The sequence below is a fragment of the uncultured Maribacter sp. genome (assembly GCF_947495965.1).
GTDB lineage: Bacteria > Bacteroidota > Bacteroidia > Flavobacteriales > Flavobacteriaceae > Maribacter_B.
The window spans coordinates 519,401-534,805 of record NZ_CANMBB010000001.1; the positions used below are offsets into that span (position 1 = coordinate 519,401).

General features: G+C 33.7%; 11 protein-coding genes. All 11 read left to right on the forward strand.

All coding sequences use genetic code 11. The annotated features are described in order from the left end of the window. Positions 1-164: 164 nt before the first annotated feature. The 11 genes from Q0820_RS02110 to Q0820_RS02160 all read left to right on the forward strand — a co-directional run bounded on the left by Q0820_RS02110 (position 165) and on the right by Q0820_RS02160 (position 15,362). Positions 165-2,690: a glycoside hydrolase family 2 TIM barrel-domain containing protein gene (locus Q0820_RS02110; protein ID WP_298484652.1), complete on the forward strand. Its 2,526-nt coding sequence runs from the start codon at positions 165-167 to the stop codon at positions 2,688-2,690. Positions 2,691-2,774: 84 nt separating this feature from the next. Further along, positions 2,775-3,932 (forward strand): family 43 glycosylhydrolase, encoded by a 1,158-nt coding sequence (locus Q0820_RS02115; protein ID WP_298484654.1) that lies wholly within the window; start codon positions 2,775-2,777, stop codon positions 3,930-3,932. Between the two features lie 92 nt (positions 3,933-4,024). Continuing rightward, positions 4,025-4,816, forward strand: coding sequence for an IclR family transcriptional regulator (locus Q0820_RS02120; RefSeq protein WP_298484656.1), 792 nt, complete (start codon positions 4,025-4,027; stop codon positions 4,814-4,816). A 160-nt stretch (positions 4,817-4,976) separates the two neighbouring features. Beyond that, the gene (locus Q0820_RS02125) at positions 4,977-5,993 is read left to right on the forward strand and encodes an alcohol dehydrogenase catalytic domain-containing protein (RefSeq protein WP_298484658.1); all 1,017 of its coding nucleotides are present in this window, start codon (positions 4,977-4,979) and stop codon (positions 5,991-5,993) included. Positions 5,994-6,051: 58 nt separating this feature from the next. Continuing rightward, the gene (locus Q0820_RS02130; RefSeq protein WP_298485439.1) at positions 6,052-6,816 is read left to right on the forward strand and encodes an SDR family NAD(P)-dependent oxidoreductase; all 765 of its coding nucleotides are present in this window, start codon (positions 6,052-6,054) and stop codon (positions 6,814-6,816) included. A 37-nt stretch (positions 6,817-6,853) separates the two neighbouring features. Continuing rightward, on the forward strand, positions 6,854-8,284 hold the full coding sequence (locus Q0820_RS02135) for a sulfatase (protein WP_298484659.1): 1,431 nt from the start codon (positions 6,854-6,856) through the stop codon (positions 8,282-8,284). An 11-nt stretch (positions 8,285-8,295) separates the two neighbouring features. Then, positions 8,296-9,750 carry an aldehyde dehydrogenase gene (gene aldA / locus Q0820_RS02140; RefSeq protein ID WP_298484660.1) on the forward strand — a complete coding sequence of 485 codons (1,455 nt, stop codon included), beginning with the start codon at positions 8,296-8,298 and terminating at the stop codon, positions 9,748-9,750. 63 nt (positions 9,751-9,813) lie between these two features. Beyond that, the gene (locus Q0820_RS02145) at positions 9,814-10,908 is read left to right on the forward strand and encodes a mandelate racemase/muconate lactonizing enzyme family protein (RefSeq protein WP_298484661.1); all 1,095 of its coding nucleotides are present in this window, start codon (positions 9,814-9,816) and stop codon (positions 10,906-10,908) included. A 24-nt stretch (positions 10,909-10,932) separates the two neighbouring features. Further along, complete coding sequence (locus tag Q0820_RS02150) at positions 10,933-11,970, forward strand: aldose epimerase family protein (RefSeq protein WP_298484663.1); 1,038 nt, start codon at positions 10,933-10,935, stop codon at positions 11,968-11,970. 31 nt (positions 11,971-12,001) lie between these two features. After that, the gene (locus tag Q0820_RS02155; protein WP_298484665.1) at positions 12,002-13,021 is read left to right on the forward strand and encodes an L-rhamnose/proton symporter RhaT; all 1,020 of its coding nucleotides are present in this window, start codon (positions 12,002-12,004) and stop codon (positions 13,019-13,021) included. Between the two features lie 121 nt (positions 13,022-13,142). Next, on the forward strand, positions 13,143-15,362 hold the full coding sequence (locus tag Q0820_RS02160) for a c-type cytochrome (RefSeq protein ID WP_298484667.1): 2,220 nt from the start codon (positions 13,143-13,145) through the stop codon (positions 15,360-15,362). Positions 15,363-15,405: the final 43 nt, after the last annotated feature.

The window sequence follows — 15,405 nt, forward strand, 5'->3', positions numbered from 1 at the left end:
ACATTACAAATATCATACTCAAGCATTAATCACTCCTATTTCTTTATTTTTATACTGATTAGTATTTAAATTTTACAAATGATTACTATATAGTTAAATACCAATTAGTATAAAAACATTAGCGCCATATAAAATTTCTTAACATAAACCATTAGGTATATAAAATGATTAAAATAGTTACACGAATTTTTACAATAATAATAATTGCCATTACAATTGCTAGTTGCTCATCAAAAAAAATTGATACTCTTAGTAATACAACTGATTTTAATTTTGACTGGGAATTTAAATTAGATAATACTAGTCCTAAAAATAATGATTGGAAAAAAATTACTTTACCTCATGATTGGAGCAGAGAATTTTCTTTTGACTCTATTAATGGAGAAGGTGCTACAGGATATTTACCAGGAGGCATAGGCTACTACAAAAAAGATTTTAGTCTTAATCTCCTTGAAAACAAAAAAGCATATATCTTATTTGACGGTGTATACAACAACGCAACCTTTAGTATAAATAATAAAGAACTAGGATTTCATCCATACGGCTATTCTCCTTTCTTTTATGACATAACTCCACATCTTAACAAAGAGAAAAATACTATAAATGTAAAAGTAGATAGAACAAGGTATGCAGATAGCCGCTGGTATACAGGTTCTGGAATATACAGAAATGTAAAACTTGTTATTAAAGACAAATTACATATTCCTATATGGGGAACTTTTATAACTACCCCAAATGTTTCCAAAGAAAATGCTACCGTTTTAGTAGAAACGAAATTAAAAAATGAATACAAAAAAGATAAAACAATAAAATTAAGAACAGAGATATTTAATAACAGTAACGCATTAATAGCTTCATCCATCACTGATATTACTGTAGCAAAAGGAGAAGAAAAAGTAATAAAAAATGAGATTTTAATAAAAAACCCAGACCTATGGGATATTAAAAATCCAAATTTGTATAAAGCAATAACTTCAATTGTAGTTGGCACAACTAAAATAGATTCTGATGAAACTACATTTGGCGTTCGCAAAATAAAATTTGATAAAGACACTGGGTTTTTCTTAAATGACACAAACATGAAAATTAAAGGAGTTTGTTTACATCATGATGGCGGATTAGTTGGCGCAGCTGTTCCAAAAGGAGTTTGGAAAAGAAGACTAACTAAGCTTAGAGAAGCTGGCTGTAATGCTATAAGAATATCTCACAATCCTGCTTCTCAAGAATTTTTAGATTTGTGTGATGAAATGGGCTTCTTAGTACAGGATGAGTTTTTTGATGAGTGGGATAATCCTAAGGATAAAAGACTAAACAAATGGGAAACTAAAGTAGATTCTATAACACAAGGCTATGTTAGATATTTCCAAAACTGGGCAGAAAGAGATTTAAAAAATTCAATGTTGGCGCATAGAAACCACCCAAGTATTATTCAGTGGAGTATTGGAAATGAAATTGAATGGACCTACTCTAGAAATGCAGATGCAACAGGTTTCTTTGACAATATGGACTGGCAAGGAAATTACTTTTGGTCACCACCGCCTTTTTCTCCTGAGAAAATTAAAAATCAGCTAGAAACACTTCCTAGAGGAAAATATGACATTGGCAAAACTGCACAAAAATTAGCCAATTGGACTAGAGAGTTAGACACAACAAGATACATTGTAGCAAACTGCATTTTACCTTCTGCCAGCCATTTATCTGGTTATGCAGATGCTTTAGATATTGTTGGGTATAGTTACAGAAGAGTATTGTATGATTATGGTCATGAAAATTACCCAGATAAACCAATAATGGGCACTGAAAACTTACCACAATGGCATGAGTGGAAAGCTATAATGGAGAGACCGCATATTTCTGGCACTTTTCTATGGACTGGTATAGACTATTTAGGAGAATCTAATGGCCATTGGCCAAAAAAGGGGACTAACTCAGGTTTACTAGATTTAGCAGGTTTTGAAAGAGGTTCATACCATATGTATAAAACACTATGGAATAATGATCCGCACGTACATATTACCACACAAAATATTGAAAAATCTATTTACAAAATAGACAAAGCTACAGGAGAGGTCGTAGAAAAGAAAAAAGGCAACTGGAAACACGCCCTATGGGTATGGCAAAATGTAAACGAACACTGGAACTATAACGATGAAGAAAAAATTGCTATAGAAGTATATTCTAATTGCGATGAAGTAGAGTTGTTTTTAAATGAAAAATCTTTAGGAACAAAAAAACTAAAAGATTTTGAAGACCATATTTACAAATGGGTAGTTCCTTTTAAAGAAGGAAAACTAACTGCTAAAGGAAAAAAAGATGGAAAAATTATAGAAACAAAGGTAGTTACTACAAACAAACCTAATTCTATAAAACTTACAGTAGACAAAAAAATTCTATCTGCAGATGGATACGATGTTTCTCATATTGTTGCTCAATTAATAGACGACAATGGAAACCCTGTAAAAACTGAAAATCGTACAATTAATTTTGAAAGTAAAGGGGAAATAAAGATATTAGGCGTGGACAATGGGGCCATTACAAATGTTCAAGACTTTAATTCCAATACAATTAAAACAGATAATGGTAGATGCTTATTAATTGTTCAATCTATAAAAAATATCCCAGGAGAAGTAACAATAACAGCAAATTCTACTAACCTAAAAAGCGAATCAATATCCATATCAATTAAATAATAATTAAAAATGATTTTAAAAACCAAAATATTTATTTACCTATCTTCGATTGCATTATTAGCTTCATGTAATTCTAACACTAATATGAACACCAACGAAAAAAATCAAAAGGAAGATTCAGTAGAAATATCTGAAGCCCAGATAGACCATTTAGGCATTACAGATGTAAACCATCTTAGTGCAGCTTCTAAAAGAGCTTTAAAATGGCCTATGGATCTAGGCAATGAATGGTTTATTCAATTTGGCCCTTTAAAGCCTTTAAAAGGAGATTTAGCATATGAAGAAGGTGTGGTGCGTAGAGACCCAAGTGCTATGATTAAAGAAAATGGCAAATACTACGTATGGTATTCTAAAAGCACAGGCCCTTCCCAAGGTTTCGGTGGCGATATTGAAAAGGAAAAAGTTTTCCCATGGGATCGTTGCGATATTTGGTATGCAACCTCAGAAGATGGCGAAACATGGAAAGAAGAAGGTTTAGCTGTCGCTAGAGGTAAAAAAGGAGAATATGATGACCGATCTGTATTTACAGTAGAAATCATGAAACACGAAAATAAGTATTACCTATGCTACCAAACGGTAAAATCTCCGTATAATGTAAGGGTAAAAAACCAAATAGGCTTAGCTTGGTCAGATTCTCCAAACGGTCCTTGGACAAAAAGCAAAGAACCTATTTTAAGTCCTGCTGACAACGGAATTTGGAAAGGAGAAGAGCAGGATAGATTTGCTGTTGAAAAGAAAGGAGATTTTGATAGTCATAAAGTTCATGATCCATGTATTATTCCATACAAAGGAAAATTCTATCTTTACTACAAAGGGGAACAAATGGGAGAACAAATTACATTTGGTGGTAGACAAATTCGTCATGGTGTAGCTATTGCAGATAAACCAGAAGGGCCTTACATTAAATCCCCTTACAATCCAATAAGTAATAGTGGTCATGAAATTTGTGTTTGGCCATACAATGATGGGATTGCAGCATTAATTACAACAGATGGTCCAGAAAAAAATACAATACAATGGGCTAAGGATGGTATAAATTTTGAAATTATGTCTGTTATACCAGGAGTTAACGCTCATGCGATTGGACTTAATAGAGATGCAGACAATGAAAAAGAACCAACAGAGATATTACGTTGGGGCTTATCTCATATATACAACAATAGTGACTACCAAAGCATTATGAGTTACACATCTGCAAGGAAAACAAAACACGTAGCCAAAGGGGTTAAAAAGAGTAAATAAAATTAAAAAACGAATCTTAAAAAAGGCGACAATTATAGGATTGTCGCCTTTTTTTATAAATTGCCATATAATAGATTATCACTCAATAGCACATGAATAAGCCAAAAGCCGATTTAAAAACAGCCTATAACGTTCCTAATTTAGAAAGAGGCTTATTAGTAATAGAACTACTGGCAACAAAAAAAAGCGGCCTAACCCTATCAGAAATAACCGAAACACTATCCTTAACAAAAACAACAGCTTTTAGAGTTATAAGTACGCTAATCTTTAAAAATTACCTTCAAAAAAACGAGACAACAAAAAAAATTACACTCTCTAGAAAAATGCTTAGTCTTGGAATATCTTCTATGAATGAACAAAGCATTGTAGAAATGTCTATAGATGTAATGCGAGCATTGAGAGATGAATTAAAAGAATCTGTTATGCTGGGTGTTTTATTGGGCACCAAAGGCTCTATTTTAGAACAAGTTGCATCTTCTTACCCAGTAAAACTTTTTGTAGAACAAGGCACACAATTTAATATTCATAGTTCTGTTGGCGGAAAAAGTATTTTAGCGTTTTTACCAAATGAAGAAACAAACGAAATATTAAAAAAAATTACGCTAACAGAGTATACAAAAAACACTATTACCTCTAAAAAAGAATTTAGAGAACAACTTAAAGAAATAAAAAAGTTAGGCTACGCCATAGATAATGGAGAAGATATACGAGGAATTCACTGTGTAGGCGCGCCCATTTTTAATGAATACGGCCGTCCGGTTGCAGCTTTATGGATTACTGCGCCACATGGTAGATTACCCCATGAACAATTTCATGAAAAAGGAGAAATAATTGCAAAATACGCCTTAGAAATTTCTGCGAAACTAGGCTTTCTACAATCCTAGAAAACTTTTTCGTCATAAAAGCTACTTTAGACTGATTGTCTTTTAGTTACAACTACTACAACTTTAATTATTTACGGCTATATTTTAACAAATAGTATACGATAAAAATTGTATATTTGTTTCAAATGAGAAACTAGTTTATTATTTGAAACCTAAATAAATGAAAGCGACAAGATACGAAGGAAACAAAACCTTTAGTGTAGTAGAAACGGAAAAAGAAGCTCCAAAAGAAGGAGAAGTACGTATAAAAGTAGCCTATTCAGGAGTATGTGGTACCGATGTACATATTTATCATGGTATGATGGATAAAAGAGTAGCAATGCCGCAAACTATTGGTCATGAAATGTCTGGAACCATAGATGCAGTAGGCGCTGGTGTATCTGGATTTTCTGAAGGAGACAAAGTGGTAGTGCGCCCGTTAGATGACACTAAAGTAAAACCATCAGACAAAGGATTTAATCACATCTGTGAAGAATTAAATTTTATAGGAATAGACAGCCCTGGTTCTATGCAACAATATTGGAATGTTCCTGCTTTTACTTTACACAAATTAAAGGAAAATACAGATTTAAAATTGGCAGCATTAATAGAACCTTTATCTGTAGCAACACATGATGTTCGCTTAAGCGGTTTAGTGTCAGGTGAAACTGCTGTTGTTTTAGGTGGTGGCCCAATTGGCTTATTAGTAGCAATGGTTGCTAAAGAAGTTGGCGCACAAGTAATTATATCTGAAGTAAACCCAATACGTATTGCAAAAGCTAAAGAATTAGGCTTTGATGCAGTTAGCCCTATAGAGGTTGATTTAGTGGAATATGTTCACGGAAAAACAGAAGGTAGAAAAGCTGATGTTGTTTTTGAAGTTGCAGGTGTACAACCAGCACTTGACGTAATGACAGAAGTTGCAGGTATAAGAGGGCGCATTTTAATGGTAGCTATTCACGGAGAAAAGAAGCCAATAGATCTTTTTAAATTCTTTTGGAAAGAATTAAAATTAATAGGTGCTCGTGTATATGAGAAAGAAGATTATGAAAAATCTATTGCATTAATTACAGCAAATGAGTTGCCGTTTGAAGAAATGATTACAGATGTACAACCATTATCTAACATTCAACAAGTTTTTGAAAATATAGATAAAAATCCTGATGGATTAAAAGTCTTAATGGATTGTCAATTATAAAATAACAAACAAGCCAATTGCTTAAAGTAAAAGGCAAATAGCATCATAAGAAATGAGTATTTTAAATAGTTTTAGTCTAGAAGGTAAAGTAGCCATTGTAACTGGTTGCAAAAGAGGAATAGGAAAAGGAATGGCAATAGCTCTAGCAGAAGCTGGAGCAGATATTATTGGTGTTTCCGCAACCTTAGAATTACAAGGTAGTTCTATTGAAAAAGAAGTTGTTGCTAGGGGCAAAAAATTTACAGCATACCAATGCGATTTTTCAGATAGAAAATCACTTTACGCTTTTATAAAAGAAGTAAAGGCAAATCATTCTCAAATAGATATTTTAATAAATAACGCAGGAACTATTCTTAGAACTCCGGCTGCAGAACACCCAGATGATATGTGGGACAAGGTTATTGAAGTAAACCAAAATGCACAATTTATTTTAACTAGAGAAATAGGTAAAGACATGATTGCTCGCGGTTCAGGAAAAATAGTATTTACAGCGTCTCTACTAACCTATCAAGGTGGTATCACTGTGCCAGGTTATGCAGCTAGTAAAGGAGCCATTGGGCAAATGATTATGGCTTTTGCTAACGAATGGGCTGGTAAAGGAGTAAATGTAAATGGTATAGCTCCAGGCTATATAGCAACAGACAATACAGAAGCATTACGTAATAACCCAGAAAGAGCAGATTCTATTCTAGCTCGTATCCCTGCAGGTCGTTGGGGAGAACCAGCAGATTTTGCTGGTCCAGTTGTATTCCTAAGCTCTAAAGCTTCAGACTACATGCACGGTTCTATTACGCTAGTAGATGGCGGTTGGATGGGTAGATAAGTAAACTCTCAACTATTATTCACATTATCAAACTAAGATGAAAACAAAAAAACAAGAAATAAAGTCTATTTGGAAACAAATAATTGTTTTCATAGGCTTATTTTTTATTAGCTTTTCTTCCACTATTTATGGTCAAGAACAGCCTAATATTGTTTTCATCTTGTCTGATGATGCTGGTTATGCAGATTTTGGATTTCAAGGGAGTAAAGACTTTAAAACTCCTAATTTAGATACCTTAGCTAAAAGTGGTGTTAAATTTACACAAGCATATGTTTCTGCTGCAGTATGCGGACCATCAAGAGCTGGGCTTTTAACTGGAAAGTACCAACAAAAATTTGGTTACGAAGAAAATAACGTGCCAGGTATAATGAGTCCTTCAGGTCTACAAGGCGATGAAATGGGATTACCATTAAATCAAAAAACGATAGCAGATTATCTTCATAAATTAGGATACAAAACAGCTGTTTTTGGAAAATGGCACATGGGAAATACAGACCGTTTTCACCCAACAAAAAGAGGTTTCGATGAGTTTTATGGCTTTAGAGGTGGTGCTCGTAGTTATTACGAAATTACAAAAGACAGCAAAAAACAAAGAAAAGAAGACCGATTAGAAAGAGGTTTTGAAGAGTTCAAAGAAAGTGAATTGTATTTAACAGATGCTTTGGCAAAAGAAACAATGAACTTCATGGAACGTAATAAAGATAATCCGTTTTTCGTGTATTTATCTTTTAATGCTGTGCACACTCCTATGGAGGCCAGAGAAGACGATTTAAAAAAAATACCCCCTCACTTAACAGGAAAACGAAGAACACTTGCAGCTATGACAATAGGTTTAGATCGAGCATGCGGACAAGTACTTCAAAAAATAAAAGATTTAGGCATAGAAAAAAACACGCTAATTGTTTTTGGAAATGACAATGGCGGCCCGTCAGATTCAAATGAATCTAATAACCATCCATTAAGTGGAACAAAAGCTAACCACCTAGAAGGTGGAATTAGAATTCCCTTTTTAATGTCGTGGAAAGGAAAATTAAAAAAAGGAACAACCTATAATAACCCAATCTCTACTCTAGACTTATTGCCAACTTTTGTTTCTGTAGCAGGCGGTGATGTTAGTGCTATTAAAGATTTAGATGGCGTTAATTTATTACCGTACTTAGAAAAAGGTAATGAAGAAAAGCCCCATGAAACTTTATATTGGAAAAAAGAAAATAGAGGCGCTATACGTCATGGAGATTATAAGTTAATTAGATTTCCTGACAGACCTGCAGAATTATACAATATTGAGCAAGACATCTCAGAAGTAAACGATTTAGCTTCTCAAAATCCAGAAAAAGTAAAAGAGATGTATAAGATGTTATTTCAATGGGAACTAACATTAGAAAGACCTCTTTGGCAACTCGAAAGAAAATTTGAAGGTAAGGCTGCTACGAGAATGGACAATTTCAGAAAAGAAAAAATAAAATAAAAACTATCAAAATGTCAGAAATTAAAGAGTACAAATTATTCATCAATGGAGAGTGGGTAAAATCTACCTCTGGAGAAACTATTGATATTATTAGCCCTTCTACAGAAGAAGTAGTGGCGAGAGTTCAAAACGGTACTGCAGAAGAAGCATTACAAACATTAGAAGCTGCTGATAAAGCTCAGAAAGAATGGAAAAAGTTACCTGCAAGAACCCGTGCAGAGTTGTTGTATAAGTTAGCAGATGAAATAGATGCTAACAACGAGGAGCTTGCTCAATTATTAGTAAAAGAACAAGGAAAACTTTTAAAAGTAGCTCGTTTTGAAGTAGCTGTAGGTGCATCTTTTATAAGATATGCATGTGAAGGAGCAAGAAGAATTGAGGGAGATATTATTCCTTCAGATAATCCTAATGAACAAATATGGATTCAGAAAGTACCAAGAGGGGTTGTTGTTGCAATTACAGCTTGGAACTTCCCATTTGCTCTAGCTGGTCGTAAATTAGGACCTGCTTTAGTTGCTGGTAACTCTATTGTAATTAAACCAACATCTGAAACTCCTTTAGCAACTTTAGAGTTAGGTAATTTGGCTAACAAAGTTGGTATTCCTGCTGGGGTAATAAACATTTTAACAGGCCCTGGTAGAGCTATGGGGAACGCGTTAGTTGAAAGCCCTATTTGTAAAATGGTTACTATGACAGGTTCTACTCCTGTAGGACAACAAATTGCTCGTAATGCTGCTCAAAATCTAACACACGTACAATTAGAATTAGGCGGTAAAGCTCCATTTATTGTTTTTGAAGACGCTGATATTGATGCTGCAGTAGATGCAGCCCTGCACTCTCGTTTTGATAACTGTGGACAAGTTTGTACATGCAACGAACGTATGTATATTCACGAAGGTATTTATGATACTTTCATGAAAAAATTCCTTGCTAAAGTAGCCGAAATAAAAGTTGGAGACCCAATGTTAGAAGAAACAGATATGGGACCTAAAGTAAACGGTTCAGAACTAAAACACATGGAGCACTTAGTAGAAGTTTCTGTAAAAGAAGGAGCTACAATTGCTGCAGGTGGTAAACGCCCTGAAGGAGCTGGTTTCGAAAAAGGATTCTGGTTTGAGCCTACAGTGCTTACCAATGTAACACAAGAAATGACTATTGTTCATGAAGAATCTTTTGGCCCAATATTACCAGTGCTAAAATTCAAAACTTTTGAAGAGGTTATTGGGTATGCTAATGATTGTGAGTATGGTTTAGCTGCAATGGTATTTACAAATGACATGAATACTATCATGAAATGTAATGACGAACTAGAATACGGAGAAATCTATGTAAATAGAGGTCATGGAGAGCAACACCAAGGTTTCCATAATGGCTATAAACTTTCTGGTTCTGGTGGGGAAGATGGTAAATATGGTTTTGAACAATACATGGAGAAGAAAACTTTTTACGTAAGACATAAAGCATAATACAATTTAAAGGCAGTTTGTAATTGTAATACAAACTGCCTTTAATTAATATATTTAGAGAAGATGAGCACAAAAATTTCGAACATAAAAACACGCTTATTTACAGTTCCATTACCTGAGGTAATGTCTGATGCTAAACACGGTGACCACTACCATTTTGAGTTAGTTACCGTTACAATTACTTTAGAAGACGGTAGTGAAGGTACTGGATACACCTATACTGGTGGTAAAGGAGGCTTCTCTATAAAAGCAATGGTAGAGCATGATTTTAGGGATGCTTTAATAAGTAAAGATGGAACAGATATTGAGGGTATTTATGACTTCCTAGAATGGCACGTACACTATGTAGGCCGTGGTGGTATTGCTTCTTTTGCAATCTCTGCAGTAGACATTGCCCTTTGGGATATTCGCTGTAAAAAATTAGGGCAACCATTATGGAAAGTTGCAGGAGGCACAGATAACACTTGTAAAGCTTACTGTGGGGGGATAGATTTAATGTTTCCAATAGAAAAGCTTTTAAATAACATGAAAGGTTATCTAGAAAGTGGATTTAATGCCGTAAAAATAAAAATAGGAAGAGAAAACCTAGAGGAAGATTTAGAGCGTATAAAGGCAGTTAGAGAGTACATTGGCCCAGATGTTACTTTTATGGTAGATGCTAATTATTCAATGACTGTAGAAAAAGCCATTAAAGCCATAGAAGGTTTTAAAGAATATAACATTACATGGTTTGAAGAGCCTATAATTCCTGATAACTACAAAGGTTTTGGAGAAATAGTAGAGAAAACAGGTTTTCCACTAGCTATGGGAGAAAATCTACACACTATTCATGAATTTGAATATGCAATGGAGCAATCCAAGTTATCTTTTATACAACCAGACGCCTCAAATTGTGGTGGAGTTACAGGATGGTTAGCTGCTGCAAGATTAGCTGATAAACATAACATACCAGCTTGTTCTCATGGTATGCAAGAACTACACGTAAGTTTAGTGTCTTCACAACCAAACTCTGGTTGGTTAGAAGTGCATAGTTTCCCTATTGATCAATATACAACCAGACCATTAGTAGTAGAAAATCATAGAGCAGTTGCTCCAGATTATCCTGGTACAGGTGTAATTTTTAATTGGGATAAATTAAGTCCTTTTGAAGAAAAATAAAATCTATAATTAAACAACAATCCTATGAGTATTAAAAAAACAGAATTTGGTGTTCTCAATTCTAACAAAATAGATTTATTTACTATAACAAATAGTAACGGAGTTGAAGTGCAAATTACAAATTATGGCGCTACAATAACCACTATAAAAGTACCAAATTCTAAAGGTATTATAGAAAATATTGCTTGTGGTTTTGATACTCTAGATGGTTATTTTGAAAAAACTTATGTAGAAAACTCTCCTTATTTTGGAGGAACTATTGGCAGATATTGTTCTCAAATAAAAGACTCCAAGTTTAGTATTAACGATAAAGAATATACTTTAAATAAAAACTGTGGAGAAAACAATCTTCACGGCGGCGTAACTGGTTTTGACAAAAAAATATGGAAAGCAGAACAAACTAATGATAGTGTCCTAAAAATGACACTTTACAGTAAAGATCTAGAGGAAGGTTTCCCTGGAAATGTAGCGGTTTCTGTAACATTTACATTAACAGAAGAAAACGCTTTAAGAATAGATTATTCTGCAACACCAGACCAAGACACTCCTTTATCCCTAACAAACCATACCTATTTTAATTTAGATGCTTTTTCTAATACTATTGAAAATCATATAGCGCAAGTAAACACCCACAAAAAACAAGTAATGGATAATACTGGCGCAGGTACTGGTGAAATTGAAGATGTTACTAATAAAGCCGATGACTTAACAAAAGGCAAAAAAATTGGAGATGTTCACGAAGCCATGAATGATGGTTTTGAGCATTTTTATGTTTTTGATAATCCAAATTTTGATTTACAAGAAGTTGCTACTATTAAATCTAAAACTTCAGGAAGGTCATTAACTGTATTAAGTTCCGAACCATGTATGTTACTTTATACTGGAAAATATACATCCGATGAAATAAAGAGAGAAAACGGAGAACAATATGGTAAATACAGAGGTTTTTGTTGCGAAACGCATCGTTACCAAAATGGTCCGAATATAGAAAACTCACCTGGAACTATTACCAAAGCTGGAGAAGAATTTAAAAGTACTACCATTTTCAAATTTGGATGGTAATAAACCAATTAATAACTAAAACTAAATAATTATGATAATAGGTGTTTTATTAGCAATACTTGCAGGCTTACTATTAGGGCTTTATGCCTTACCAGAAAAATTTACTAAAGATTTTGAATTTGAAAATACGTGGAGCATGTTCTTTGCGATTAATACGTTTGTAGTTCCTAATGTTGCTGCATTTTTATTAATCGACGGTTTTTCGGATGTCTTAGCTGCAATTCCTAGTAGCGCTTTAATAACCATGATTATTTGTAGTATACTTTGGGGAATTGGTGCTATGATGTGGGGAAAAGCTATTAACCATATTGGTCTTTCCCTTGGATTTTCCATTTTTATAGGTACTATTATCTTGGTAGGTTCTCTATTACCATTTATTCAGGTAGGATTACCCAAAACAAATGTATTTTTAACAATTTTGGCAGGTTTAGCAGTTGTTCTTGTAGGTGTAATGGCTAATGGTAAAGCTGGTATTATAAGACAAAAAGATGAAGAAGCTAATAATGAATCCGAAACAACGAAAAGTGGATCAGTAATCACTGGAATTTTAATTGCAATTGTTGGTGGATTACTAGCTACAGGTTTTAGTTATGCATATGCAGCTGGTGGAGAAATAATTGATACAGCATCTCAAGCACAAGGTAATGCGCCATGGAAAAGTGCCATAGCAGTTATGTATGTTATTTATATGGCAGGTGGCGTAGCTATAGCTATTTATTTTGCACAACAATTAACAGCTAAAAAATTATGGGGAAAATTTAAAACACCTCATTTAGGAAAAAATATAATGCTTACTACTGTAATGGGAGTGTTTAACTTTGCAGCATCCGTAGTATTTGCTTACGCAGGTTTTAAGCTAGGTAAAGAATTAGGAGGAACGGTTGGTTATGCAATCTTTAACACTGCATGTGTAGTAACCGCTATTGTTAGTGGTTTAGTTACAAAAGAGTGGGTTAAAGCTTCGTCTAAAGCTAAAAATTTCCTATACATTGGGTTAACTTGTATGGTTGTAGGTATTATAATTATTGCTTACAGTAATGGTATAGGATAAAATTTTCATTAGAAAAACATTTGTTCTATTCAAAAGAACATTAATAACAAACAAAATAAATAGATTACTATAAATTGCCAGCACTTTAGAAATAATTCTAAAGTGCTATTTTTTTTACAATATGTTATACAAAGCAACATTTTTTACAATTTTACTAAGTTTTCTTATTTTTTTTAATAGCTGCAAAGAGGAAAAGAAAACATATACCGATGTTATTTACAAAAAGCCTGAAATAGTAAAAGATCCTGCTGTACAATTCCTATCTCCTGAAGAAAGTATGAAAACCATGTTTTTACCCGAAGGATACCATGTAGAATTAGTAGCTAGCGAACCTATGATTAATGAGCCCGTTGCCACAGCTTGGGATGCGAACGGCAGGTTATATGTTGCAGAAATGCTAACATACATGCAAGATATAGACGGTACAAACCAACAAGAACCTTGGAGTAGAATTTCTGTATTAGAAGATATAGATGGTGATGGAAAAATGGATAAAAGCACTGTGTTTATAGATAGCTTAATACTACCAAGAATTATATTACCTCTTGATGATAGAGTAATTGTAGGCGAAACCTACAATCGTAATATATGGAGTTATAGAGATACTGATGGAGACTTAATAGCCGATGAAAAAATATTACTACTAGAAAATAAAAAAAGAGACAATTCTAATTTAGAACACCAGTCTGCAAGCATGATTTGGAGTATAGACAACTGGTTATATCTCTCAAAAAATTCTTTGCGGTACAGGTTTACTCGTGGTAAAATAGAAATAGATACTCTTGCTGATGCTCCTAACGGACAATGGGGTTTAACCCAAGATGAAAACGGACAACTATTCTACTCTAGTGCAGGTGGAGAAACACCTGCTTTAGGATACCAACAACACCCTTTTTATGGAAATTTAGAAGTTGAGAATAATTGGGAAGAAGGTTTTGAAAAAGTTTGGCCCGTTATAGGAACTCCAGATGTTCAAGGTGGTTTAAAAAGACTACGTGAAGATGGGACACTTAATCATTTTACCGCCAGTTGTGGACAATCCATATTTCTAGGAGATAAACTACCTGCATATGGAGATTTATTTATTCCAGAACCAGTTGGAAGGCTAATACGTAGAGCAACTGTCCAAAATATAAACGGAAAAAACGTATTAAAAAACACCTATAAAGAAACGGAGTTCATGGCTTCTACCGATGCTAATTTTAGACCAGTACATACAAATACTGGTCCAGATGGTTGTTTATATGTAGTAGATATGTACCGTGGTATAATTCAAGAGGGTAATTGGGTTAGAAAAGGAAGCTTTTTAAGACCTGTTGTTGAAAGAAAAAAATTAGATAAAAACATTGGAAAAGGGAGAATATACAGAATAGTGCATGATGAAATAGAACCTGTAAAAACTGAAAAATTATTACAAAAATCTCCTGAAGAATTAATTTCATATTTAGGACACCCTAATGGTTGGTATAGAATTAATGCGCAAAAATTAATTATTCTTAAAAATGATAAATCTATAATTTCTAAGCTTAAAGAAATAACAACAGATAATGAATCCTTTTTTAACTCTAAAGATTCTAATTCTTCTGCATTAGAAAGGTTACATGGCTTATGGACTCTAGATGGATTAGATGCTGTTACCCAGGATCTAGTCCTAAAAAAACTAAAAGATAAAGACCCAAGAGTAAGGCGCGCGGCTTTACGTATTAGTGAATCGTTTTTAAAAAATGGAAATACTGAAATTAAGAATGCTGTATATGCTATGAAAAGTGATAAGGATAAAAATGTTATTATTCAATTGCTACTATCCTTAAGGTCTAGTAAATCCAAAGATGCAAAAGCTAGTATTAAGGAAATTATGAACATGCATAAAAACAATGAGGTAATAACTATTGTAGGCACAGAGGGAATTAAAGAAGTACCTCAAGAAATTGAGTTAATAAAGAAAAAACATGTTTTAGAAAATTCTAATGTTAGAAATAACATCATTAAAGGATATATTGCTTTTAAGAATACTTGCGTAGCATGCCACGGTACAAATGGAGAAGGAAAAGAAGGTTTAGCACCTTCTTTAATAGGTTCGCCAAGGGTAACTGGCTCTAGAGATATTACTACAAAGATTCTACTAAATGGTTTAACAGGCCCTCTAGATGGTAAAGAATATGCTGGTGTTATGGTTGGCATGAAACACCAAGATGATGAATGGATTGCAGGTGTGTTAACTTACATTAGAAAACATCTTAACAATGCTACCCCTATTGGCGCTTGGCAAGTAACAAATGTTAGAAATAAAATTAAAGACCGAGAAGATTATTGGACTCTAGAAGAACTTTATAAAAAATAAAGCTTAGTAGAGAACGTATTTCTTTGCTACACACAAATGATAA

Bases quoted from the DNA above. Each gene is read 5' to 3' on its own strand.
- Q0820_RS02110 (WP_298484652.1), top strand. From the start codon at position 165: ATGATTAAAATAGTTACACGAATTTTTACAATAATAATAATTGCCATT.
- Q0820_RS02115 (WP_298484654.1), top strand. From the start codon at position 2,775: ATGAACACCAACGAAAAAAATCAAAAGGAAGATTCAGTAGAAATATCT.
- Q0820_RS02120 (WP_298484656.1), top strand. From the start codon at position 4,025: ATGAATAAGCCAAAAGCCGATTTAAAAACAGCCTATAACGTTCCTAAT.
- Q0820_RS02125 (WP_298484658.1), top strand. From the start codon at position 4,977: ATGAAAGCGACAAGATACGAAGGAAACAAAACCTTTAGTGTAGTAGAA.
- Q0820_RS02135 (WP_298484659.1), top strand. From the start codon at position 6,854: ATGAAAACAAAAAAACAAGAAATAAAGTCTATTTGGAAACAAATAATT.
- aldA (WP_298484660.1), top strand. From the start codon at position 8,296: ATGTCAGAAATTAAAGAGTACAAATTATTCATCAATGGAGAGTGGGTA.
- Q0820_RS02145 (WP_298484661.1), top strand. From the start codon at position 9,814: ATGAGCACAAAAATTTCGAACATAAAAACACGCTTATTTACAGTTCCA.
- Q0820_RS02150 (WP_298484663.1), top strand. From the start codon at position 10,933: ATGAGTATTAAAAAAACAGAATTTGGTGTTCTCAATTCTAACAAAATA.
- Q0820_RS02155 (WP_298484665.1), top strand. From the start codon at position 12,002: ATGATAATAGGTGTTTTATTAGCAATACTTGCAGGCTTACTATTAGGG.
- Q0820_RS02160 (WP_298484667.1), top strand. From the start codon at position 13,143: ATGTTATACAAAGCAACATTTTTTACAATTTTACTAAGTTTTCTTATT.